Genomic DNA, 24,486 nt, shown 5'->3' with positions numbered 1-24,486 from the left:
TTCATTCCTCCGTTTTTCCATCATCATTTGAGACTTTTAATCCTCTTGGCCCTAAATACCGGACCCTCGGTCTAAAAATACGATTATGCAAATGCTGTTCAATGACATGGGCAGCTAATCCGCTTGCTCTTACCGCAAAGAAAATCGGTGTGTAAAGGGAAATAGGAATTCCAAGCACGTAATAAATAGGTGCTGCGTAATAATCAAGGTTCGGATAGAGGTTTTTCTTCTCTTTCATGTATGCCTCACCTGCTACACACATGTCATATAGCGTCGTATCTCCCTTTGACTCCGTAAGCGTTTTCAGCGATCGTTTTAAAAGAGCGGCTCTCGGGTCCATTTTTCTCATGTATACCCTGTGGCCAAAGCCCATCATTTTTTCTTTTGCGGCTAATTTTCGTTCAATGAGCGCAAGGAAACCTTCTGTTGTTTTCCCTTCGAGTAACATGTGCATGACTGCTTCATTCGCTCCTCCGTGTAGGTCACCTTTTAATGAGGAGATCGCTCCAGTAAAAGCGCCATACATGTCAGAATGAGTAGATGCAATGACTCTGGCAGCAAATGTTGAATTTGGCAGCTCATGTTCGCTATAAAGCGTGAGCGTTTGGTCAAAAGCGGTGATTTCGTCTTCTGTTGGAGTCCGGCCAGTTAACATGGCTAAAAAGGTTTCAGTATAGGATTTGGTCTGATCTGGAGAAATAGTGGCGTCTTTTGTGAGAATGTGATAACTTCCAGCAACAATGGCTGGCAGCTGGCCTAGTAATCGAACTGCACGCGCTTGTTGGCACGCTTCTGATCGATCATGTAATGCTTCATCGTACCCTGCAAGAGCAGATAAGCAAGTTCTCATGGCATCCATCGGGTGAGTGGTTTTTGGCAGCTTTGTCAAAATGGTTTGAATGGTTGGATGTAAGTTTGTTTGTGAGGAAATGTCTTGCTGAAATTGGTGATGTTCCATAGCATCTGGTAATCTTCCATAAATGAGCAGATAGGCTGTTTCTAAGTATGTCTTGTTTTGTGCCAACTCGATGAGGTCATAACCGCGAATGACAATTTCTTCTTGCTTCACATCTAAGTATGAAATGGACGTTTCGCTTGCCACAATGTCTTCAAGCCCCGGTTTATACTGCAATTGTTCAGTCATCATATAACCCCCGTTTCGTTCAATTGTTGTTCTCCAAACGAGCAAACGGCCAGAAATGATGTGATTCTATCGATGGGAAGATACCGTGCAAGCCGGATACCCAATTCCCATTTTATCCAAAGCGCTTCATCTTGTAAATAAAAGAACGTATGTCCAGTTGGACATACGTTAGCTGTAGTAAGGTGAAATCATGATATACACAATGACGCCAGTTAGACTGACATAGAGCCAAAGCGGCATTGTCCATCGGGCAATTTTACGGTGACGCTCGACTTGCATCTGTGCGCCTCTAAATAGTGTAATCAGTGCAAGCGGTACAATGACGGCAGATAACACGATATGTGTGATTAAAATAAAGAAGTAGATCGGGCGAATAATCCCTTCTCCCCCAAAGTGTGTATCAGCTGCCATTGAATGATACGTCACATACGAAATTAAGAAGACAAGTGTTGTTGAAAAAGCGGCAAAGATAAATCGTCTATGCGCTTTAATGTTCTTTTGTTTAATCATGATAAGCGCTGAAAGTAAAAAGATAAACGTAAAGCTATTCATCACGGCATTGAGTAGCGGCAGAAATGTAATATCCAGATGACTAAATTTATCTGTTTTTGGCATTAAAAATAATAAAGCAATTAATCCGTTTATGGCAATTGTTAAGAAAACAACAATGCCAGTGAAATTTTTTGGTTTTTGATTCTGTTCTTTCATGTTTGAAAACCTCTCTTTATTAGTTCCGACTAAGAGTATGTTATTTAACTTTCTCTATAAAGTCAATGAATTCGCTATCTTCGTCGAATTTTAGACAAACTTGCCGCCCGCCCGCATTCTAGCAGCTTGAAAGATTCATCCAATTCCTTTAGAATGGGAATTTATGCGGTTTTTATGATCTCTTATAGGAAAGGAGCAATGGACTTGTCAATCTTACAGGAAACAACCAAAGATGTGAAGACGTTAGAGAAAGAATTACAGCAATTGCAGTTCCAAATGTATCGAATGCAAGAAAATATGAAAGATATTTCGAAAAAAGCAAAGATCATTGGAATTGATCAAGCCAAAGAAGATGAGTGGATGATCGTCTCTGCCATTGAAAGTGCTGATACTTGTAAAATCATGTTAAGCGATTGTGAAAAAGCTTTTCGCGGACAATCTGATTTTTCCTTAATAGCAGAATATCCTGAAGAAGGAAAGATTCATATTGCCGATATTAAAGGCCCTCCAGACAATGGTTACGGCTCAATATGTATGAAGCATTTAAAAGAAATCGCAAGAGAACAGAACATTCCAGTGATTACTGGTGATCTCGTTAAAAGAGACTGGAATCATGTGGACCGCTTAATTCATTTTTATGAAAAACACCATTTTGAAGTCCAAATCAATTGGAAAGAACAAAGCGGAGGAATTTATTGGGTGGACAGCTAACGACAAAAACCAGCGTATATCTCATCATAAACGCTGGTTTTTGTCGAAAATGCAAATTTTTCAGAAAAATATGTGTGTTTTGACCAAAAAAAGGGTATAATAAAAGCATCAGGCCGCCACCTGATGCTTTTTTCCAAAAACAATAGACTACTAGTTAAGTACTTTTATTTTGACTGATTTTACGCCCCAATTTTTTGCTTGGGATTTGCTTGGTACATGTACATCGATTTTGTTACCTTTAATTGCGCCGCCAGTATCTGCTGCGATGGCTTCACCGTAGCCTTCAACATAAACCTTACTTCCTAATGGAATGACATTAGGGTCTACTGCAATGACTTTTGCATTCGGGTTTTTGTTTAAGTTTACCCCTGTTGCAGTGATACCTGAAATGCCACCATCATTTGCTGTATAAGCCGTAGCTGTTACAGTCATTGCTTTTTGAACACTTTGACTAGCAGAAGATGATTCTGCTTTAGCTGTTTCCTTTTTAGGAGCAGCTTTTTTCGTTGTTTGCTCTTTTTGGACAGGTGCCTGTTTTTGAACAGGTTCTGAGCTTACCGGAGCTGAGCTTTGACCAGCAACACTTAGTGTTGAACCAATCATAATTATATCTGAGTTTAAGTTATTCCAAGACTTAATATCGCTAATTGACACATTGAATTTTTGAGCGATTTTCCAGAGGCTGTCCCCCTTCTGGACTTTGTACTGCTCCTGAGTTTTCTCTTTTGAAGAGATTGTCAATTTATCTCCTACATAGATCATGTCTGTAGATAAATTGTTCCAACCCTTTAGGTTCTTTAGAGACACATCATTTTTTTGAGAGATTCCCCAAAGTGTATCACCTTTCTTCACAGTGATTTCCTTTGCAGAAGCTTGCTGCGCTCCAAATGCTGTTGTTGAGATTGCTGCAACAGCAACCAAGGACATAATAGTCTTCTTCATAAAGTAAATCCTCCCTTGTTAGCTTTTTATGGCGGCTAACGAGTGCTATCGTAACATATGTAAATGTCATTTCAATAACAAAACGATATGTTTTAGATTACAGTTCCTTTACATGAAACATCTCTCTCCATTGGTAAATCAGACCACAAAATGGCTCGGTCCCGCACCATATCAAGGTTTTGAAAGGATAGAAAACGTTCTGATGAAAACGTGTCCAATCTCAGCGAAAAAAATTTATTTTTCTTCTTCAAACTCTTTATTTTTTCTCTTTTTCGATAAATAAACGAATTTCTTCTAAAAAAACATCCCCGTATTTCTCTCTTTTTTGAGCACCGATACCCTTAATATGGAGAAGTTCTTCTTCCGTTTTAGGCTCCACTGCTGACATTTTCTTCAAAGTTTGATCTGAAAATACAACAAATGGCGGGACGCCCTGCTCTCTCGCTAACTTCATTCTCACAGCTCTCAATCGCTCAAATAATGCGTCGTTTTCTTGAATGGCCTCTGCTTTGATCGCCTGCTTTTTATATACAGCTTCTTGTCCTACTAACACTTTCTTTCCTTTATGTGTCACCTTTAGCGTTGGATAAGCCCCTTCAGACATGTGCAAATACTCTTCTGTAATTAAAAATTCGATGAAGTCACTAATTTGCTGGGCTGAATGTCGTTTCATTAAAGCATATGTAGGAAGCCGGTCGAAACCAAGGTCAAGTACTTTTTTGTTTTTAGAGCCTGCCAGTACTTGGGCGATCATCATTTTTCCGAATCGTTCATTCATTCTAACCGTACACGATAAAACCATTTGCGCTTCTCTTGTAACCTCTTCACGCTCTCTCTCGTCTAGGCAATTGCCGCATTTTTGGCAAGGGGCGCTTGTTGATTGATCAAAGTAGTCCATGACAAATTGCTGTAGACACTGCTCGGTATGACAGTAATCCACCATTTGTCTTAGTTTAAGCAGTTCATGCTGATACCGCACTTCATCTTCTGTCGACTGTTCAATGAGAAAACGCTGCACTCGTACGCCTTGGGGTGAAAACAGTAAAATACATTCACTTTCAAGACCATCTCTGCCGGCGCGCCCAGCTTCTTGATAATAACTTTCAATATCTCTTGGAATTTGATGATGAATTACAAAACGTACATTCGACTTATTAATCCCCATGCCAAATGCAGACGTGGCGACCATCACCTGGATGTGATCATTTAAAAAAAGGTTTTGCTGCTCTTCCCTCACATCGTCATCTAATCCACCGTGATAAACACCAGCTTTGATCTTTTGTTTTTTTAGGCGATTGTAAATGTTATCTGCTTCTTTTCTTGTAGCTGTATAAATAATGCCAGACTCACGGCTGTTTTTCTTCATATATTGTGTGATAAAACGGTCACTATTTTCTCCTTTGATCACTTGAAAAGACAAATTTTCTCTAGCAAACCCAGTAAAGATGGTTTCTTGCTCGTTCATGCCAAGCTGTTCACATATATCTTGGTGGACTTTCTTCGTGGCCGTAGCTGTTAATGCGATAATCACTGGCCTTTTTGACAGTTTGTTTAAGCATTCTTGAATATAGCGATAGCTTGGCCTAAAGTCATGCCCCCACTCAGATATACAGTGCGCTTCATCAATAGCGATGAAGGGGATCGTCAACCGATTAAGCAGCTGAAAGAAGCGCTCATTTTGTAAGCGTTCAGGCGTGATATAAAGCAGCTCATATTCCCCATTTTCGCATTTTTTCAGCCTTTCATTCATTTCGCGTGCTGACAGTGTGCTGTTTAAAAAGGACGATCGTATCCCCATCTCGTTTAATGCATCAACCTGATCTTTCATTAAAGAAATGAGCGGAGAAACAACGATCGTCGTTCCTTCCATCATAAGGGCAGGAATCTGGTAGCAAACCGATTTTCCCCCGCCTGTCGGCATGATGCAGACGGTATCCTTCTGTTTGCTCACAATCGATTCAATGGCCTGTTTCTGTCCCTGCCTAAAGGCGTCGAAGCCATAGTATTGTTTAAGAAGTGCTTCTGCTTGTTCTAACATCCAATTCCCTCTCCGTCATTTGTTTTGTCTATTTTAACATACATTCATGCTTCTACATGCCGTCTGTTGAATTTCGTCTTTTCACAAAATAAAAAGCCATTTTCCAAAATGGAAAATGGCTTGAATCATCCTAGGAAAAGCTGCGGATGCCGTAATCTAAGTAAGAAAGTTTTAAACCACCACTCCTCAAAGTGGGTGTTTGCAGAAACGTTCCTGTCTTCCTCTCTAAGGAGGCATGACATTCCGGCTTCAATATAAAACTCCCTATTACAGCTTAAAGGTTAAAACTTAATTAACATTACGCGCATCGCAGCCTTTAAACTATACTACACGAAAGTTTATTAAATTTCAAGAGATCTTTTTTCTATTAAATACTCATGTATACAAGACATTTGTGCTTGCGTATACAAGAAAACATTATTCTGAAAAAATTTAACTTCTTCCTATTTTCCTCAATCAACATCTTGCTCTTCCTCTAATCTTTCATACGTGTCTGAATGCATCTGATCCATTGTTTCTCTATTTGTTAAATCACGCATTTGATCGGAAAACGACCGATCAAACTCATTCGGATCTTGATTGGTTTCTTCGTTCTTCTTTGCATCGATTGAATAACGTGTATATGGTACTGCTTTTAACCGTTCGTATGGAATGTCTTTTCCTGTTTTCTCACATATCCCATATGTCCCGTCTTCCATTCGTTTCAGTGCTGCATCAATTTCACCTTCAAGCTGACCATCGACTTGATCCAACGTTTGTTCTGTCATGCGGTCTAAATAGATGCTGCCATGATCAGCGATGTGATTCCCAACACCATTTGAAATCTCATTTGATTCCACCAGCATGGATTCTTCTTTCTTTTTTGATCCTTTCACATCCTCTTGTAATTGAATCAGTCTTTCGTATAAATCAGCTTTTTGTTCTTTCGTTAAGCCCACGGTCAATCACTCCTTTCTCATTACCTTCCCGCTACAAGGTAAATAAAAACATCAAAAAAGCTACCGCCTCTTTGGCAGCAGCTTTTTCCTTTTAAAGCGTGCGAAGTGCTTCTTCTATTGGTTTGTCCCCTTTAATTAAGTCAAAGGACTTATTTTTCACATTGGATTCTGTTAAGCTTTCCACAAGAACAATGGCTACATCTTCTCTTGAGATCTCAATGGTTTGATCATCTGGGATATGCGCGGCAGCTTCGATTTTTCCTGTCTTTTCCTCATGCAGCAAGGCACCTGGACGGACAATGGTATAGGAAAGGCCAGACTGTTTTAAATGTTTATCTGCTTTTCTTTTCGCTTCATAATAAATTTCCATACTTCCTTGCCCTTTTCCTTGGTTAGGGTTATCGGCATTATAGGAACTCAGCATAACAAAATGCTGAATGTTTTCTTTTTTGGCTGTATCAACGAGGCGTTTGGCACCTTCTTGATCCACCGCAATGGTCTTATCTGCACCTGTTTTTGAGCCTGAACCAGCTGCAAAGATGACAGCTTCTGCTTGTTTCACAGCAGATGTAACATCCTTTTCAAGATCACCGATGACAGGTGTTGCACCAAGTTCTTTTAGTGCATCCGCTTGTTTTTCATCTCGAATGAGAGCAAGCGGCTCATGTCCTTTTTCTTTTAAATAACGAATGACGAGTCTGCCTGTATGTCCATTTGCTCCAGCAACTAATACTTTCATTGTTCATTCTCCTTTCTGTATCTGTTTCATCTTTATCCTTTTTTGCTATCATTCAAACACCTAAACAAAAAAAGCCCTTCCCAGCAAATATGGGTAAGGGCTCAGACAATGTGCGATCTATTAAAATAAGAACAAAGAATGAGAAAAGTGCATGTGATCTATGTAATCGCAACGTTGATCAGCAAAGATGTTTTGTTAAAATGGCTTGCACATCACTCAAATCTGTGTCTTTAGAAAAATCGAGTTCAAATACTTTTGAGCTTGTGACGAGTAGCATACCTGTGTCCTGATCAAACACGCCAGCTTCTTGAATGGCAAAACTTTCAATTGATCGATACGGCAAGGAGACCCTGACTTTCTTCTTAGAAAATACGCGGTTATCGCCAAAGATCAGTCGTTTATTGGTGAAACAAATTTGGTCGTGACGCAGTCTGTAAACAGCCTCAATTCTTTCCCCTTCAATCAATAAGGACTCGAATTTTTTATGATCATTTTGTTTACTGACAGAAAAAATACCCACGTAAACCCCCTCTTCCTGCATCAAATTCCTTTATGACAAAACGGCCACACGGCTCTGTGGGTACGTTTTATTCTCATTTATAGAATACGCTATAAATGGTCGTTATTCCATTACGAATAGATTAAATTTCATTTAACTTTTTCTTTTTGATCCGATGCTCTTTCCTCTACTTATTTAGACTGTTAAAGCAGGAAAAAAGTTTCAGTTCTTTTCTAGAAAAAAATGCTTCATCATCCCATAAAAAAACAGTGATTGTTCAAAATCACTGTTTTAGATGGCTATTCATCTTTTGGTGTATCAATGGTTCCCTCGGCATACACATCAGAAATCTGTTCAAGCGTAATCGCCATATTAGCATCCTCGTTATCGTGCCAAGCATGTTGGTTTTTCTGCTCGTCTGTTTGCTGCTTTTTCATCATCATCACCCTTTACTGTTTTTCTTAGTATGAGTGATGATCCTCAAAATCATTCAGCAGAAATATCTTCGAAATACTCCTTGTAATACCCGCCTACTTTACCCGTATTATCAACAACAAAGAGGAATTCCTCTGTTTCATTTTTCACTTCATATGTGCTTCCAACCGTTAATGCCCGGTCGACCATATATTTTTTCGCATTCGTATGTACACATTTTACTTGTTTTAACGTTTGAGCCGTTTGCCAGTTTTGATGGATCATGATTAAAAACTCCTTTTTTCATCTATACATTTATTGTAGCCAATTTTTCGTGAAATGCAATGAGTGTTATGGATTGCATTCAAACATGTCGTGTAATATGATGAATGTATACGTTTACATATGTGTGCGTATACATGTTCAGTTGCTTCATGTCCGCTTTTTCCACCTAGAACTCGCAGAACAACCCATATCTTTAAGGAGGTTTGTTTATTTATGAGCTCTACAACACTTCAAATTAGTTCAAAACTCGAATCTTTTCTCCAAGGGACAAAAAAACTCTACATCAACGGCCAGTTTGTCACAAGTCACAATCATAAAACCTTTTCTACTCCTAACCCAGCCACAGGCGAAACCCTTATTGATGTATATGAAGCAGGTGCGATTGATATTGATGAGGCAGTGAAAGCTGCTAAAAAAGCCTTTCATGGTCCTTGGCGCTCAATGTCTGCCGCTGAACGCGCTCGGCTTATGTTTAAGCTTGCAGATTTAATGGAAGAAAATCAAGAAGAGCTTGCTCAGCTTGAAACACTTGATAACGGAAAGCCAATTAATGAAACAACAAATGCGGATGTCCCTCTCGCCATTGAGCACATGCGCTATTACGCAGGCTGGACCACAAAAATGACTGGACAAACCATTCCTGTCAGTCAGGGTTATTTTAATTATACCCGCCATGAGCCTGTTGGTGTTGTGGGACAAATCATTCCTTGGAACTTCCCGCTGCTGATGGCCATGTGGAAAATGGGTGCTGCCCTCGCAACAGGCTGCACTATCGTTTTAAAACCAGCAGAACAAACACCACTTTCTGCTCTTTATTTAGCTGAATTAGTGGATAAAGCCGGTTTTCCAGAAGGCGTAATTAACATCGTTCCTGGATTCGGTGAAACAGCCGGGAATGCACTTACCGATCACCCTGATGTCAACAAGCTAGCCTTCACAGGATCAACAAGTGTTGGGAAATTAATCATGGAGAAAGCCGCTAAATCCATTAAACGCATCACATTAGAACTTGGCGGAAAATCGCCAAACATTATTTTACCAGATGCAGATTTAAAGAAAGCCATTCCAGGTGCTTTAAACGGCGTCATGTTTAACCAAGGCCAGGTATGCTGTGCAGGTTCACGGGTCTTTGTTCACCGGAGCCAATACGATGAAGTGGTCGATCAAATGGCCAAATATGCGACATCACTTAAGCAAGGCGCCGGTCTCCATCAAGATACGCAAATCGGACCTCTTGTGAGTAAAGAGCAGCACGAACGCGTATTAGGCTATATCGAAAAAGGTAAATCAGAAGGTGCAACAGCCGTTGTCGGTGGTGATTGCCCTTATGAAGCAGGCTACTTCGTCTCTCCTACTGTTTTTAAGGATGTAGAAGATGACATGACCATCGCTAAGGAAGAAATTTTCGGTCCTGTTTTATCCGCAATTCCTTATGATTCCATTGATGAAGTGGTCGAACGGGCCAATCAATCTGACTATGGATTAGCCGCAGGACTTTGGACAGAAAACTTAAAGCATGCCCATGATATTGCTGCACGTCTTGAAGCAGGAACAATTTGGGTCAACTGCTATAATGTCTTTGATGCCGCCTCCCCGTTTGGAGGATATAAGCAGTCAGGTTTAGGCAGAGAAATGGGTTCGTATGCGTTGAATAATTACACTGAAGTGAAAAGTGTATGGATTAATCTCCAAGATTAATAGACAAGCAGCAAAGCCGATGGCAATGTCATCGGCTTTTTTGTGATTGCATGTGACAGGCAGGCTCCTGAATATAGTAGTAAAGGAAAGGAGCATAGCCGAATATGCAAGGTTTCAAAACGAGAGTAAACGAGTATATTGAGGAACTGCACAAACAAGTAGAACGCAGACAACGAGAAGATGGCGCTTTTGTTTTCTGCTTTGAAGGCTCCATGATGACAAATGCTTTTTTAATTATGCTGTTAAAGGCTGTCGGCGATCCAGATCAGGCATTCATTCGTCAATTGGCAGAAGCGATACGCACGAAGCAAAATGAGGATGGTTCCTTTTCTCTCTATCATGATCAAACGGGACATTTAACAGCCACAGTGCAAGGCTATTGCGGAATGCTCGTTTCAGGCAGGTTTCAACAAGATGAGCCTCATATGGAAAAAGCAGCACAATATATTCGATCAAAAGGTGGTTTAAAGAACGTTCATTTTATGACAAAGTGGATGCTCGCCGTAAACGGAATGCACCCTTGGCCCTACTTCTATGCACCACTTTCTTTTTTACTCATCCCTACATACTTTCCGCTGCACTTCTACCATCTTAGTGCATATGCAAGAATTCATTTTGTGCCGATGATGATTGCACTGAATAAGCGGTATACCTCTCATGCAAAGTTTCCATCCTTAGCACACCTTGATGAGAGCATGTCTAAAAATCCATTTGACTGGTTTATGGCAAGAGAAGAACGTTCAACTCACCACTTTTTGACGTATATGCGATCATATGTAGCCTTAGACAGCCGGTTGGACTTTTTCGGGTATGAAGCGGCTAAACGATATATGTTTGACCGTCTTGAAAAGGATGGCACGCTGTACAGCTACTTAAGTGCGACCATCTTTATGGTCTATGCGCTCATGAGCCTTGGGTACTCTCCGGGATATCATCTTATCCAAAAAGCGGTGAAAGGCATGAAAAAGCTTGTCAGCTCCTGTCAAGGCGAGCTGTATGCTGAGAATTCTACATCCACAGTTTGGGATACTGCGCTTGTCAGTTATGCTTCTCAAAAAGCAGGCAGAAAACGAGAAGAGCCCCTTATCACAAAGTCTTTTACATACTTGCTGAATCGGCAGCAAATGAAGAAAGCAGATTGGGCGTTTCATAACCGCCATGCCGCTCCGGGGGGCTTTGGTTTCTCAGATATCAATACGAATAACCCTGATTGTGATGATACCCAAATTGTGTTAAAAGCCATTCCTAAAGCATGCGCACCTGTTCAATGGAGACGAGGTTTTGATTGGCTCCTTTCCATGCAAAACCGTGATGGCGGCTTTTCTGCTTTCGAAAAAAATCAAGATCACTTCTTGCTTCGTCATCTCCCGCTCGAATCTGCGGAGGATGCGGCCATTGATCCATCTACTCCCGATATTACAGGCCGCGCGCTTCATCTTATTGGTCTCGAGGAGAAAAACATTTCTCCACCAATTCTTAGGCAGAAAGATCAATGTGTAAAATGGCTCTTTGATCATCAAGAGAAAAACGGATCATGGTTTGGCAGGTGGGGCGTTTGCTATATTTATGGAACCTGGGCAGCGTTAACAGGACTTAAAGCTGCGGGCATCCCCTACTCACACCCTGCCGTTCAAAAAGCGTGCCGTTTCTTAAAACAGATTCAACTAGAAGATGGCAGCTTCGGAGAATCGTGCAAAAGTGCAGAGGTAAAAACGTTTGTCCCGCTCCCATTTGGCACAGTGGTTCAAACTGCTTGGGCCGCAGAGGCTCTTTTGCAATATGAGAAGCCAGATGACAAATCGATTTTAAAAGCCATTTCATTTTTGGTGAATCATCAGCATTCCAATGAAGCCTTGTACTATCCAGTAGGCATTGGCCTTCCAAAGCAGTTTTATATCACCTATCATAGCTATCCTTTTGTATTTCCAATGATGGCTTGTTCCACATTTTTAGAAGAAATGGGGCGTATCAATGAATAAGGAAGAATATCGAATGCAGCTCAAAGAGTGGCTTAGCTCTTTTCAAAACGTGGTTCAAGATGAAAAAATCCGTCAGAAAACAGAAAATTTATTGTTAAAAATGAATGATGAGCGCTCAAGTGAACAAGAGTGGTATGAACTTGCTGAAAGTATTGCAGTTGACATGAACCAGCCCGAAGCACTGCGAGATGTAGCAGCTGGAGGTCACCAATTACCACCTCTCCCTTATCGGTATGAAGCACTAGAACCCTATATTTCAAAAGAGATTATGTATTTGCACCACCAGAAGCATCACCAATCATATGTCGATGGCCTGAACAAAGCTGAGCTTGCGTTAAAAAAAGCAAGAAGAACAAATGATTTTACGATGATCAAGCACTGGGAACGTGAGCTTGCCTTTCATGGGGCGGGACATTATTTACATTGTATTTTTTGGTTTTCCATGAGTCCTTCAGGAAAAAGAAAGCCTACTGGTCAAATGCTCCGCCTCATTGAGCATTCGTTTGACAGCTATGACGCATTCAAATCCCAATTTTCAGCAGCTGCTAAACAAGTAGAAGGTGTTGGCTGGGCTATTCTCGTATGGGTGCCCCGAACACAGCGTTTAGAAATTTTACAGGCAGAACGTCATCAGCTTTTATCGCAATGGGATGTCATCCCTCTTCTGACCCTTGATGTATGGGAGCATGCCTACTACCTTCAATATCGGAATGAAAAGGCGCAATACGTAGACAGGTGGTGGAATGTAGTTGACTGGCGTGAGCCAGAAGCAAGACTTAAACAAGCGCAACAAGTCAAATGGACACCATTTTGAGATTTTACTCTATGTAGGCACAAGCCTATGTGGAGTATTTTCAGTTTACATAATTTTATTATTGAAACCCATCTAAAGAATGGGTTGTTTTTTCAGAAAATTCATTTAAAATAAGAAAGATATGTGAGGAAAGAGAGCTGAAGCAATGAATGAAGATTTTATTAACTATTAGTCACTTTGCAGGAAGAACCTTTGCGATTTGGGTCATTGTATTTGCGTGTCTTGGGTTTGCCTTTCCTTCCGAATTTTCTAAGATTGGACCTTATATTCCTTTTTTACTCGGTATCATTATGTTTGGGATGGGGCTTACCCTGTCTGCTGAAGATTTTAAAGAGCTGTTTCGAAAACCTCTCTATGTGTTGATCGGGGTTCTGACGCAGTACACACTTATGCCGCTTATTGCCTTTTTGTTAGCTTATGGATTACGGCTGCCTTCTGAAATCGCTGTAGGCGTTATTCTCGTAGGCTGCTGTCCAGGTGGTACAGCATCCAATGTCATGACCTTTTTGGCGAAAGGAAATACGGCATTATCTGTAGCCGTCACCACCATATCGACGCTCCTTGCTCCCTTTTTGACCCCTGTCTTTATTTTAATCTTTGCAAGATCTTGGTTACCAGTATCGCCGGGTGCTCTATTTTTGTCGATTGTACAAGTTGTGCTGATTCCAATTATTTTGGGCGTCATCGTTCAGTTGTTTTTTAAAAAACAAGTGACATATGCGGTTCAAGCACTCCCGCTTGTATCTGTTGCCGGAATTGTGGTGATCATTGCAGCAGTTGTCAGTGCAAATAAAGAGCAGATTCTTCAATCTGGCTTGCTTATTTTTGCAGTTGTCGTTTTACATAATGGTCTCGGTCTTTTATTTGGTTACCTCATTGCAAGATGGTGCAAAATGGATATTCCTTCTCGAAGAGCCATCTCGATAGAAGTAGGCATGCAAAACTCTGGCCTGGGCGCAGCTCTTGCAACAGCACATTTCTCGCCCCTCGCAGCCGTACCAAGTGCGATTTTTAGTGTGTGGCATAATTTAGCTGGATCCTGGCTTGCGACATATTGGTCAAAACGAGGAAATCAGGAAATCGAAAAGAAAAAAAGCTAGCACCTTAACGGGTGCCAGCTTTTCATGTCGATCATTATCCTTCAAGCAATAGCTGCTCAGGATCTTCAAGCAAGTTTTTAATCGTGACGAGGAATCCAACTGCTTCTTTTCCATCGACAATACGGTGATCGTAAGAAAGAGCCAAATACATCATTGGACGGTTTTCAAAACGTTCTTCATCAATCGCAACAGGACGAAGCTGAATTTTGTGCATTCCTAAAATCCCAACTTGAGGGCTGTTTAAAATTGGTGTCGAAAGCAGAGAACCAAATGTTCCGCCGTTTGTGATCGTGAATGATCCACCTTGTAACTCACTAAGAGACAATTTGTTGTCTCTTGCTTTTTTCGCAAGATGACCAATTTCTTTTTCAATCCCGGCAAATGACAATCTGTCTGCATCACGGACAACCGGTACGACAAGTCCTTCATTTGCAGCGACAGCGATGCCGATGTCGTAGAATTTCTTCAAGACAAGTTCATCACCTTGAATTTCTGCATTAAGAAGCGGATATTTCTTCAGTGCTGCTACAACTGCTTTTGTGAAGAAGGACATGAAGCCAAGTTTCACATCATTTTGTTCAAGGAAGGCATCTTTACGACGCTTTCTTAAATCCATCACAGCTGTCATATCAACTTCATTAAATGTTGTCAGCATTGCAGCCGTTTGTTGAACTTCAACTAAGCGTTTTGCAATCGTTTGTCTGCGGCGTGACATTCTTTCACGCTCAACTGGTTTTCCTGCTTGATCATTCTGCACCGCAGCATTTGCTTGTGGCGCGGCTTTTGGTGCTCTTGCAGGTGCTTCATTCTTTTGATAAGAAGCTACATCCTGCTTTCGTACCCTGCCCAGCGGATCTACGGTTGGAATCTCAGATAAGTCTAGCCCCTTCTCTCTTGCTAATTTTCTAGCTGCAGGAGAAGCGATGGTTCTGCCATTACCAGATTTCGGCTCTTCTTTTGCTGCTGCTTCTTTTTGTTCAGCTGCCGGTTCTTCTTTCGAAGCTGGTGCAGAATCTTGCTCAGGTGCTGGAGCTGCGGACTCGCTTCCGCCAGCTTCACCTGCTGCAATGGTTCCGATGACTTCTCCAACTTGTACAGTGTCACCAGAATCTTTCAGTACTTCTTTGAGTACGCCAGATTCTTCGGCTGTCAGTTCGACATTGACTTTATCTGTTTCAAGTTCTAACAGGTATTCTCCCTGCTCAACATAATCGCCCGGCTGCTTTAGCCATTGAGCAATCGTTCCTTCCGAGATCGATTCCGCTAATTCAGGTACTTTAATTTCCGCCATTTTTCATTTCCCCCTTAGTTTTTGCGAGTCAAGCTATCAGATACAATTCGTTCTTGTTCTTTTTTATGCACAGTTGGATCACCCTCAGCCGTACTTGAACGTCTTCTTCGGCCGATGTAACGTACTTTTACTTTTTCAGGCGCTATTTCACGTAAATATGGCTCAATGTATCCCCAAGCCCCCATATTTTGTGGTTCTTCTTGCACCCATACGATTTCTTCTAAGTTTGTCAGTTTCGTTAAAATTGCTTTAATATCTTTGGCCGGGAATGGATATAGTTGTTCCACTCTTGCAATATGAAGCCAATCTTTTGGCTCTTCCATTTGAGTAAAACGATCACTAATATCGATCGATACCTTCCCGCTAGATAGAACGAGTCGTGAAACTTTTTCATGATCATGCACAATACCTGGCTGTTCAAGAACTGGACGGAACTGTCCATCCGTTAATTCTTGGACTTCAGACAATGTGTTCGGATTACGAAGCAGACTCTTCGGTGTCATGATGACAAGCGGACGAATCTCTTCACGAAGCAGCATTTTTGCCTGTCTTCTAAGAATGTAGAAGTATTGCGCTGCACTTGTCAGGTTCGCAACTGTCCAGTTATTCTCAGCAGCTGATTGCAGGAAGCGCTCTGTTCTTCCACTTGAATGTTCAGGACCTTGTCCTTCATATCCGTGCGGCAAGAGCATGACTAGACCTGATTTTTGTCCCCATTTTGCGCGGCCTGCTGAAATAAATTGATCGAAATACACTTGAGCCGCATTTGCGAAGTCTCCAAATTGAGCTTCCCAAATCACTAATGTTTCAGGAGAATAGACATTATAACCATATTCAAATCCGATGACAGAGCCTTCCGACAGGGGACTGTTATGGACTGTAAATGATGCATTCACATCACTCAGTTCATGAAGAGCAATAAATTCATTTCCCGTTTGACTGTCGTGAAGAACAAGGTTTCTTTGAGCAAATGTGCCTCGCTCTGAATCCTGTCCGGTCATTCGAATTGGCGTACCGTCTTTTAATATAGATGCAAATGCGAGTGCTTCACCAAGTGACCATTCCACTTTACGGTCATCTGTAAACACCTTTGCACGTTTTTCAAGGATCCGCTTTAGCTTACCGAATACTTGGAAATCTTTCGGCCAGCTAATTAATTCTTCGTTCAGCTTTCTTAATACATCAAATTCTACTGATGTATCCACTGCTGGGAAGCCATTAGATACAGGCTCTGGCAGTTCGATTTCTTGAATCGTATGTTCTTTCTTTGAAGGCACTTTTTTATAGGCTTCTTCTATCTTCGTCGTCACAGCCTGCTCGATTTCTTCTCGTTGTTCTTTTGTCAGAAGACCTTCTGTGACAAGTTTATCTGCAAAGATATTCTTGACCGTTTTATGCTTTCTGACTGCATCATATAGCATTGGCTGAGTTGTAGAAGGCTCATCCATTTCGTTATGACCATATCTGCGGTAACCGATCAAGTCAATTAAGAAATCCTTCTTGAAGCGTTTGCGGTATTCTACAGCTAGCTGAACAGCCGCTAAACATGCTTCCGGATCATCTGCATTGACGTGCACAATTGGAATCTCAAAACCTTTTGCAAGGTCACTTGCATATTTCGTCGAACGAGATTCATTGCTTTCCGTTGTGAACCCGATCATGTTGTTTGCAATGATATGGATGGTTCCACCAACTTGATAGCCTACAAGTTGACTTAAATTTAATGTTTCTGCCACAATTCCTTCTCCAGGAAATGCCGCATCACCATGAATTAAGATGGCTAACGCTTTTTCAACGTCTTGTACTGGATAGCCTTTTTGAGTACGTAATTCCTGAGCGGCACGTGTGCTTCCTTCAATAATTGGGTCAATAAACTCCAAGTGACTTGGGTTATTAGCAAGCGTGACTCTCGCACTCTTTGTATCTTCGTCTTTAATTTGACGATCAGCTCCAAGATGGTACTTGACATCCCCTGTCCATCCGTAGCTAATGCCAATAGAGCCTTCTGATGGAACAAGCTCTTTATTTGGCGCATGCTGGAATTCTGAGAAAATGATCTCATATGGTTTTCCTAAAACATGTGCTAATACATTTAAACGGCCTCTGTGTGCCATTCCAATGTTAATATTTGAAGTCCCTTGTGTAACAGACTCTGATATAATTTCATCAAGTACTGGGACAAGTGCATCTAATCCTTCGATAGAAAAGCGCTTTTGCCCAACAAATGTTTTATGCAGGAACTGCTCAAAGTACTCGACTTCTGTTAATCTTTTGAATACAGAAACTAGTTTATCTGCTGGTTTTTTCTTAAATAGTTCACCAGACTCGATAGAGCTTGAGAGCCAGTTTCGTTCTTCGAAGTCATGCACGTGATCAAACTCAAATGAAATGGTGCGCTTATACGTATTTCTCAAATGGTTAATGGCTTCTATGCCGTTTGAAATGTGTTTTGGTGCGTCTGCACTAATAATCGATATCGGAATATTCTTGACATCTTCTTCTGTTAAACCGTACTCCTTTAAAGGGAACAGCTCTTGTAATTCCTTTTCTTTGCGAAGAGGATTGACGGAAGCATTTAAATGGCCATACGTTCTGATGTCTTCTGCCAGTTTAACGACTGATGCTATCTTTTGGATTTGTTCAGAAGTAACTACATTATTTTCTTTTTTCCCAATTTCCTCCTTCATTTCACTCGGTGGTGCACCAAGTTCATCAAATATGCCTCTTAGATCTTCGTCAACACTATTAGGATCTTGGACATACTGATCGTAGAGCTCGAGCACATAGCCGAGGTTCGGACCATGAAATTCTTCCCAACTCAACGGTTGTTTCACATCATTTTGAAACATTTTGAACACTACCCCCAACTTTGATCATCAAGTGATTGAACACTATCTCGATATAACTTCCAGAACACAATGACCAAATTTATGTAATAAAACGCTTCCAATAATATTCTACCACTGTTTCGGATTACTTTCTACATTCTTTGTTCAATTAAAGATAAAAAATTCACAGAAAAACAAAAAATTTAAATCATTCCGAAAAATATTTTGAAGAAAGGGGCAAAACCTTATGCCCCAATGCTTTTATGCAGCAGTTTCTTCAATAATGGATATAAGACATCTGGCAATGTATCGACATCTGGTACAAAAATGCTGAACTTGCCATACATATCTTGGATGGTTTTCATCTGTGCTTCTTCAATCGGCGAATTGGATAAAAACACGTTGATCACTTCAATTCCCTTTTTCCTCGCTTCAAGAACTGCTTCATGTGTATCCACGATCCCATTTTGTTCGTAGCTGAACGCAGCTGGCTCTCCGTCTGAGAATACAATGAGAAACTTTTGCTCTTCTCTTCGTTTTAAAATCATTTTCGTCATTTGACGAATCGCATAGCCGTCCCGGTTATCCTCTTCTGGCTCAAGTGACATAATGGAAGGTCCTGCATCAAATAAAGAATCTTTGAACGACACGACTGTGTTGAAATAGTTCGGCTGGCTTGTTTCTGTTGCATCGTTTGTATCTTCCCAAAACCCAACAATTTGATGTGGTACTTGAACGGATTTTAAGGCTTCATGAAATAGAACAATTCCCTTTTTCGTCTCATCCATCTTGTCAAACATGCTTGCAGAACAGTCAACTAATAAGGTGAAAACAGCATCAATTTGAGAAGACGGTGCCTGCTTTTTATAGAAAAGACGCGGGTTAGACTCTGTAAAATAGCGAATGAGCTTTTTACTCAGACGGCCTGCATGAAGATCCGTTTTCGGCCATGATTTTTTATGTTCAAGTGTTTTTTGAATCATCTGCTTTAAGCGTTTCTGGTAAGGCTCAATCGCCTTTGCATGCTGCTTGTACACATCTATTTGCTCTGGCTCAGGCGGCTCAGGCGATATCATAATTGGAAACGCATATTTGTTCTCTTTTCCATTCTCATGAGCACCTGCTCCGCTTTCTTCGCCTTCAGCCTCTTCTAATGCTTCGAGCTTTGAATAATCTTTTCGATGTGTTTGTTTTGCAGAGCCTTGAACAGTTCCAAGCGCCTGGTCTCCATCGTCACCTTCTCTTGCTGCATCCTTGCCGAGATCACTTTTCCCGCCGTGTTCTAAATCAAATTGAAGGAAGCTTTTTGATGGCGCTTCAGTTTCCCTATGCCATACTTCCATATATTCTTGGTGGATGTCTTCATCCCCCTCTTTTTCCCGGTCGACTTTGATGTCCTCACTTAATTTAGGTTTTCTTTTTAAGTCATGGAACAGCGGTTCTTTTGCCGCTTTTTCATAGTCCAATTCTGGAAAGAAAAAGTACGTATTCAGCATATCTTTTTCAAGAAGCTCATCAAAGCCTTCTGTCAATTCTTTTACAATGGTTGCGATGTCAGATGTTGAACCTGCTTCATATACACGTTCAAGACTTGACTCAATAAACGGAATCATTGGATGAATCTGCTCGTGAAGGGGCGGAATCTCTTCCAGCGGTGAATCAGCTGTCAGCTTTACATACATTGCACAAAAGAGTGCATCCGTTAAAATGGTTCGTTCTTGGTTAATCGTTAATTGCGTCTTAAAGTGACGCCTGTAAAGCTCTCTTCTCCGTTTAAACACCTTTTTTGTTCCTGGGCGGTCGCGTTTAATTTGCTCTTCAATCCGGATATCTTCAAACAGCATAAACAATTGTTTACATACATTAGGAATGGATAATGTGTGGGCGTAGCGGATCATGTCCTCAAATACAGTGAGATCACTATAGACTGTCCCTACTGCACGCAGGAAAACATCACTTTTTAGCCCTGCTGTCATGTCTTCTTGGTTACGATCATCCCAAAAATGGCTGATGAAAATTTTCTTTTCAAAAGGTTCATAGTAGGACTGCACACCGTATTCAAGCTCGACATCATCACTTTTCGCTAACGTTTTGGCTAAATCTGTTAATTCCATAAATAGAAATGAATCGATTCTGCTGTCATTAAATTTGATGAATTTCAAAAGTCAGAACCTCACTCGAATAATGTTTGGGCGATATTTCTTACCGCTGCTTTTTCCCGGTCATCTTCTAGCTTTTCAACAATCCCTCGTTCAATGGCACGAAGCGGCGGGATATATTGCGCAAGATCACATGTATCTAAGAGGGCGCGAATGGATGCTGCTTCTTCACTGACCTGTCCATTGTGTGCTTGTGTAATCAAGTCTGATGAGAGCTGTACGAATTGGTCGATTAACCGCTCATCCTTTAAAACAGATTGAGATTGAAGGACATCTTTCAGGATGCCGCCGCCGATGTAAGGAACATCAATGACAACAAAACGGTTTTTCAGGGCTTCATTTAGAGGCACTGTGCCAACATACCCTTCGTTGATTGCCGCAATCACGCCAAAGCCCTCTTCTGCTCTGACAACCTCACCTGTAAATGGGTTTGTCATCATTTTTCGGTAGTCGAGTACACCGTTTAAAATAGGCAGGGTTTCCGGTTTCGCCATGTTGATTTCATCAATATATAAAAGGTGGCCTTTTTTCATTGCTTTTGTAACGGGTCCTTCAATGAATTCAATAGAAGCGATCTGACCATCATTGTGGATGGTTTTATAGCCAATTAAGCTTTCTGCATCTAGATCAACCGAGCAGTTCACACTGTGCATCGGCTGCTGAAAGAAAGCGGATAAAGTTTCTGCTAGTTTTGTTTTACCTGAGCCAGTTGGCCCTTTTAATAGAACGTTTTTTCCTAGTGCTAGTGCAATCATGGCATCTTGAATGATAGAAGTATCCTGTGATTCATAGCCGCCTGTTCCAATGAGCGGACGGAATTCTTCTTCTAGCACTTTTGCTTTTGCTTCGATCATTGCTTGAATTTCTTCTGGGAGTGATTGTTGGTTGAACATATATGATTAATTCCTCTCTTCGATCATTTTCCTCACCAAGTATACTAAAAAAACCTTTATGCACTCAATACATAAAGGTTCGTCTTCTGTTATTTTACCATTTCTTTTGTGATCGCTCCGCAAGCAATTCGCTTTCCAGAGTTTCCAGAAGGGTTGCTTAAATAATCATCTGCTTCTGCATGAATGATAAAGCTTCGCCCATTTTGACCGATTAATTGATTCGGACCTCCCTTTAACGTCACATCTGGTACATTGACGACGACATCAATTTGGCCATCTGCTCCTACCTCTAAATTAGGCATATCTCCAGCATGATGCCCCTTTGGGTTGTCAAAGCCATGCTCCCTATGCGTTGGATTAAAATGAGGACCTGCCGTTTCAAAATCTGGCGCTTCACATACACCTGTCTCGTGAATATGGAAGCCATGAGGACCTGGCGGTAACCCTTTTGCTTTTACGTGTAGATCCAGACCATTTGCTGAAGATTCTCTCACTTCGATGCTTCCTATTTTCTGCCCACTTTCATTGATCAATGAAGTGGTCACCGGCGCTTGTTTAGGTGCTGCAACTTCATGACTTTCTTCTGCCATTTCTTTTTTCGGCGGTGCATGACATGCTGATACGAGAAAGACCAAACACATCATGATCGTCCACACTGACTTTTTCATATGACTGCCCCCTTTTCCTTTTGTTATCAGTATGGACAATCTCATGAGAGGGCAAACAAAAAAAGCCGAAAACCGGCTTTTTTAGAAGAAACGTTTTGCACCTAAATAGGCTTTTTTCCAATATGAGTTACTTAAGTTCGAAATACCTACTCCGCTGTCACTTGCATGAAGGAAATCTCCTCCACCCAGGTATAGTCCCATGTGAGAAGGACCTGCTTTGTATGTTGTAAAATAAACAAAATCTCCAACTTGCGGTGTACTGACAGGCGTCATCATATTCCAGTAGCCCGCTGTGCTTAATCTAGATACAGATGAAACCTTGTTAATGAGATAGTAAACAAAGCCGCTGCAATCAAACCCAGCTGGTGTATTACCGCCCCATCTGTAAGGAATTCCTGTCAGCTTTTTACCTTCTTGGATCATCGTCGTGATTTTTGCATTCATTGGAACATCGGTTTTGTTATTGTTGACCGGAGTTGTTGAACCGTTAGACGTAGAACCATTAGAGCCGGAAGCCGTACCATTAATTTTTAACACTTGTCCAATTCTAAGCACATCACTTTTCAGGCTGTTTGCCGTGCGAATGGATTGAACCTGCACCTTAAACTGATTCGCAATTTTCCATAATGAATCACCTGATTTTACGGTATAAGATGTTGTTTTCCCGCTTGAAGACGGGTTGCTAGGTTTAGCAGGGGCTTTCGGCTGACTTGGTTTTGATGCAGCCGTCCCTTTTACTTTCAATACTTGATTCGGATAAATCATATCAGATTTTAATCCGTTTAATGTTTTGATTTCACCAATCGCCATATTTAACGAATTCGCAATTTTCCAAAGGGAATCGCCTAATTTGACCTTGTATGTACTAGATGATGATGAACTATTTGAGTTCGTCGTCTTATTGCTTGAGTTTGAATTTGATGACTGACTGCCGCTCGTCTTCGTGCTCCCAGAGACTTTCAGCTTTTGACCTGGTCGAATCAGGTCACTGTTTAAGCTGTTTAGGCTTTTCAAGCTTGCGACTGACATTTTATGATTTTTCGCAATCAGCCATAGTGAATCTCCAAGCTTTACAGTATAGCTAGATGTCGTTGAAGCACCTGATTTCGTCGCTTTTGAGCCAGTTGATGAGCTGGTTTTTTTACTTTTTGCGCCAGGAATCTTTAAGCTTTGTCCTGCAAAAATCATCGTCGTTTTTAATTGATTAAGAGATTGAAGCTCCGAAATACTTGTATTGTACTGTTCGGCAATCTTCCAAAGTGAGTCACCGCTTTTCACCTTGATCGTCTGTGCTTCTGCCGGTGCAGCAATAACAGCTGAGCCTGCGATCGCTGAAACTGTGAGGCCGGTTACTACTTTTTTCTTCATAGATGAATCTCCGCCTTTCATGATTTCGTTCAACAAAACTTATGTACTAGTTTTGAGTTTCGCATTTAACGGTTCTGCTTCTCTTGCACTATTTTATCTTTATTTCTATTATATTACTCGACATGAAGACGTTGGGCAATAACAAATAGGTTAGAGCAGCAAACTCAAAATGCTAAAACAACGCCATATCGTTTCTATCGGCTGTTTGCTGTATTTATAAACATTTTTTAAGGAATTTTTAAGTTGACGTTTAGAAATATGTCAAAACAAGCACTTTGCTAGTTTCATAGTTCTATTCTACATGACAAATTTTTCTGTATCAAATGACTTTTTACTTAATTGGCTGTTTTTTCTCCTCAAATGAAAAAAGCATCCTTCCCAATGAAGAATGCAGCGATTCGTTTTTATTTTCTTATTTCCGGATCTTTCACGGTGAGCGGATAAAGCACTCCTTCTTTAGCAAACGACATCTTTCCCGTTTCTTCTGATACAACGAGAACCAGTGCGTCGGTCATCCCAGAAAGACCGATGGCCGCCCTGTGTCTTGTGCCAAGAGAAGGACTGACTTTTTTTGAGGTGAGCGGCAGCACATTTGCAGCGGAAACGAGTGTATTTTCTTTCACTAAAAGAGCACCATCATGAAGTGGATTTCCCGGATAGAAAATGCTTTCTATTAATGATGCACTAATTTTCGCATGGAGGTTTGTGCCTCTTTGGATAAAATCCTCGACTTCATCCCTCCTTTGAATCACAATAAGCGCTCCGTGCTTTTGTTTAGATAAATGCTCAATCACTAACGAAAATTGAGCAAATCCAGGCGTGAATTCCTCCATATATGATTGTAAATAAAACGAGGAAGCCTCTGCATGCATTTCATTAAACTGATCATGCAATGATTCGAGGTCACAAAGAAGACATTGTTCCGTCTCATCAAGTGAATCGGCGATTTTCCTTGCATCCATCATGATTTGCATCAAATGTGATTTCATTTCTAATTTAAACATCGCTTCTTCGTTTGTGCGATTTAACATCTTGACCATTTCCCTCCTTCTTTGGTTTGTGTCATAAAATAACAAATTGTGCACATTCTATTTGTATGGAGGTGAACTCAATATGACCATTCAGAAAGTCATTCAATATGCTTGCAGCATTTTAGGTGTTGTCAGTCTTTCTTTTATTTATGCCCAAATGTTTAAAAAAACGAAGCCATCAAAGAAAAATAATCCGACGGAGAATTGATTTTTTTACATAGCATGATATAATTCCTCTC

Annotated in this window: 22 protein-coding genes and 1 other RNA gene; 6 read left to right on the top strand and 17 right to left on the bottom strand. The window is 40.9% G+C overall.

Features of this window, described 5'->3' with window-relative positions:
• Position 1: 1 nt before the first annotated feature.
• Both mmgD and R0K30_RS03280 read right to left on the bottom strand, forming a co-directional pair.
• Positions 2 to 1,144: a citrate synthase gene (gene mmgD, locus R0K30_RS03285; RefSeq protein ID WP_410609096.1), complete on the bottom strand. Its 1,143-nt coding sequence runs from the start codon at positions 1,142 to 1,144 to the stop codon at positions 2 to 4.
• 168 nt (positions 1,145 to 1,312) lie between these two features.
• Positions 1,313 to 1,852: a DUF420 domain-containing protein gene (locus R0K30_RS03280; protein ID WP_099727883.1), complete on the bottom strand. Its 540-nt coding sequence runs from the start codon at positions 1,850 to 1,852 to the stop codon at positions 1,313 to 1,315.
• Between the two features lie 204 nt (positions 1,853 to 2,056).
• Here R0K30_RS03280 and R0K30_RS03275 point away from each other — a divergent pair, with 204 nt between their 5' ends.
• Positions 2,057 to 2,563, top strand: a complete 507-nt coding sequence (locus tag R0K30_RS03275) for a GNAT family protein (protein ID WP_099727884.1) — start codon at positions 2,057 to 2,059, stop codon at positions 2,561 to 2,563.
• A gap of 150 nt (positions 2,564 to 2,713) precedes the next feature.
• Here R0K30_RS03275 and R0K30_RS03270 read toward each other — a convergent pair whose 3' ends face one another.
• The 8 genes from R0K30_RS03270 to R0K30_RS03235 all read right to left on the bottom strand — a co-directional run bounded on the left by R0K30_RS03270 (position 2,714) and on the right by R0K30_RS03235 (position 8,418).
• A complete protein-coding gene (locus R0K30_RS03270; RefSeq protein WP_099727885.1) occupies positions 2,714 to 3,505 on the bottom strand; it encodes a LysM peptidoglycan-binding and 3D domain-containing protein in 792 nt (263 codons plus the stop codon).
• Positions 3,506 to 3,761: 256 nt separating this feature from the next.
• Positions 3,762 to 5,543: a DNA helicase RecQ gene (recQ, locus tag R0K30_RS03265; protein ID WP_410609092.1), complete on the bottom strand. Its 1,782-nt coding sequence runs from the start codon at positions 5,541 to 5,543 to the stop codon at positions 3,762 to 3,764.
• Positions 5,544 to 5,676: 133 nt separating this feature from the next.
• Positions 5,677 to 5,862: non-coding RNA, 6S RNA (ssrS, locus tag R0K30_RS03260), on the bottom strand.
• Between the two features lie 133 nt (positions 5,863 to 5,995).
• A complete protein-coding gene (locus tag R0K30_RS03255; RefSeq protein ID WP_410609090.1) occupies positions 5,996 to 6,481 on the bottom strand; it encodes a TraR/DksA family transcriptional regulator in 486 nt (161 codons plus the stop codon).
• Between the two features lie 91 nt (positions 6,482 to 6,572).
• A complete protein-coding gene (locus tag R0K30_RS03250) occupies positions 6,573 to 7,220 on the bottom strand; it encodes an SDR family oxidoreductase (RefSeq protein WP_099727888.1) in 648 nt (215 codons plus the stop codon).
• A 178-nt stretch (positions 7,221 to 7,398) separates the two neighbouring features.
• The gene (locus tag R0K30_RS03245) at positions 7,399 to 7,740 is read right to left on the bottom strand and encodes a PH domain-containing protein (protein WP_008346505.1); all 342 of its coding nucleotides are present in this window, start codon (positions 7,738 to 7,740) and stop codon (positions 7,399 to 7,401) included.
• A 278-nt stretch (positions 7,741 to 8,018) separates the two neighbouring features.
• Complete coding sequence (locus R0K30_RS03240; protein ID WP_099727889.1) at positions 8,019 to 8,156, bottom strand: DUF4025 domain-containing protein; 138 nt, start codon at positions 8,154 to 8,156, stop codon at positions 8,019 to 8,021.
• Positions 8,157 to 8,205: 49 nt separating this feature from the next.
• Positions 8,206 to 8,418: a DUF6501 family protein gene (locus tag R0K30_RS03235; protein WP_024422683.1), complete on the bottom strand. Its 213-nt coding sequence runs from the start codon at positions 8,416 to 8,418 to the stop codon at positions 8,206 to 8,208.
• Positions 8,419 to 8,631: 213 nt separating this feature from the next.
• Here R0K30_RS03235 and R0K30_RS03230 point away from each other — a divergent pair, with 213 nt between their 5' ends.
• The 4 genes from R0K30_RS03230 (at position 8,632) to R0K30_RS03215 (ending at position 14,009) form a co-directional block, all read left to right on the top strand.
• Positions 8,632 to 10,116 (top strand): aldehyde dehydrogenase family protein, encoded by a 1,485-nt coding sequence (locus R0K30_RS03230; protein WP_410609085.1) that lies wholly within the window; start codon positions 8,632 to 8,634, stop codon positions 10,114 to 10,116.
• A 104-nt stretch (positions 10,117 to 10,220) separates the two neighbouring features.
• Positions 10,221 to 12,095 (top strand): terpene cyclase/mutase family protein, encoded by a 1,875-nt coding sequence (locus R0K30_RS03225; protein WP_410609083.1) that lies wholly within the window; start codon positions 10,221 to 10,223, stop codon positions 12,093 to 12,095.
• Positions 12,088 to 12,909 (top strand): superoxide dismutase, encoded by an 822-nt coding sequence (locus R0K30_RS03220; protein ID WP_099727892.1) that lies wholly within the window; start codon positions 12,088 to 12,090, stop codon positions 12,907 to 12,909. Before R0K30_RS03225 ends, R0K30_RS03220 begins: the two co-directional genes overlap by 8 nt.
• 149 nt (positions 12,910 to 13,058) lie before the next feature.
• Entirely contained in the window at positions 13,059 to 14,009 is a 951-nt protein-coding gene (locus R0K30_RS03215) for a bile acid:sodium symporter family protein (RefSeq protein WP_256498695.1), read from the top strand.
• Between the two features lie 34 nt (positions 14,010 to 14,043).
• Here R0K30_RS03215 and odhB read toward each other — a convergent pair whose 3' ends face one another.
• The 7 genes from odhB to cdaS form a co-directional block, all read right to left on the bottom strand.
• Positions 14,044 to 15,300 carry a 2-oxoglutarate dehydrogenase complex dihydrolipoyllysine-residue succinyltransferase gene (gene odhB, locus R0K30_RS03210; RefSeq protein WP_256498696.1) on the bottom strand — a complete coding sequence of 419 codons (1,257 nt, stop codon included), beginning with the start codon at positions 15,298 to 15,300 and terminating at the stop codon, positions 14,044 to 14,046.
• Positions 15,301 to 15,314: 14 nt separating this feature from the next.
• Positions 15,315 to 18,149 carry a 2-oxoglutarate dehydrogenase E1 component gene (gene sucA, locus R0K30_RS03205; protein ID WP_410609080.1) on the bottom strand — a complete coding sequence of 945 codons (2,835 nt, stop codon included), beginning with the start codon at positions 18,147 to 18,149 and terminating at the stop codon, positions 15,315 to 15,317.
• A gap of 224 nt (positions 18,150 to 18,373) precedes the next feature.
• Complete coding sequence (locus R0K30_RS03200; protein WP_410609077.1) at positions 18,374 to 20,290, bottom strand: vWA domain-containing protein; 1,917 nt, start codon at positions 20,288 to 20,290, stop codon at positions 18,374 to 18,376.
• Between the two features lie 11 nt (positions 20,291 to 20,301).
• Positions 20,302 to 21,180 carry an ATP-binding protein gene (locus R0K30_RS03195; protein ID WP_099727897.1) on the bottom strand — a complete coding sequence of 293 codons (879 nt, stop codon included), beginning with the start codon at positions 21,178 to 21,180 and terminating at the stop codon, positions 20,302 to 20,304.
• 89 nt (positions 21,181 to 21,269) lie between these two features.
• Positions 21,270 to 21,848, bottom strand: a complete 579-nt coding sequence (locus R0K30_RS03190) for a superoxide dismutase family protein (RefSeq protein ID WP_099727898.1) — start codon at positions 21,846 to 21,848, stop codon at positions 21,270 to 21,272.
• Between the two features lie 81 nt (positions 21,849 to 21,929).
• Positions 21,930 to 23,216 carry a C40 family peptidase gene (locus R0K30_RS03185; RefSeq protein WP_230030285.1) on the bottom strand — a complete coding sequence of 429 codons (1,287 nt, stop codon included), beginning with the start codon at positions 23,214 to 23,216 and terminating at the stop codon, positions 21,930 to 21,932.
• Between the two features lie 404 nt (positions 23,217 to 23,620).
• Entirely contained in the window at positions 23,621 to 24,247 is a 627-nt protein-coding gene (gene cdaS / locus R0K30_RS03180) for a sporulation-specific diadenylate cyclase CdaS (protein ID WP_410609074.1), read from the bottom strand.
• Between the two features lie 82 nt (positions 24,248 to 24,329).
• Here cdaS and R0K30_RS03175 point away from each other — a divergent pair, with 82 nt between their 5' ends.
• Entirely contained in the window at positions 24,330 to 24,455 is a 126-nt protein-coding gene (locus tag R0K30_RS03175; protein ID WP_003215647.1) for a hypothetical protein, read from the top strand.
• Positions 24,456 to 24,486: the final 31 nt, after the last annotated feature.

Source organism: Bacillus sp. SIMBA_154, assembly GCF_046536015.1.
In the GTDB taxonomy this organism is placed as follows: Bacteria; Bacillota; Bacilli; order Bacillales; family Bacillaceae; genus Bacillus; species Bacillus pumilus_P.
The sequence above is the reverse complement of the archived record's forward strand: the minus strand, read 5'-3'. Positions and strand labels throughout refer to the sequence as shown.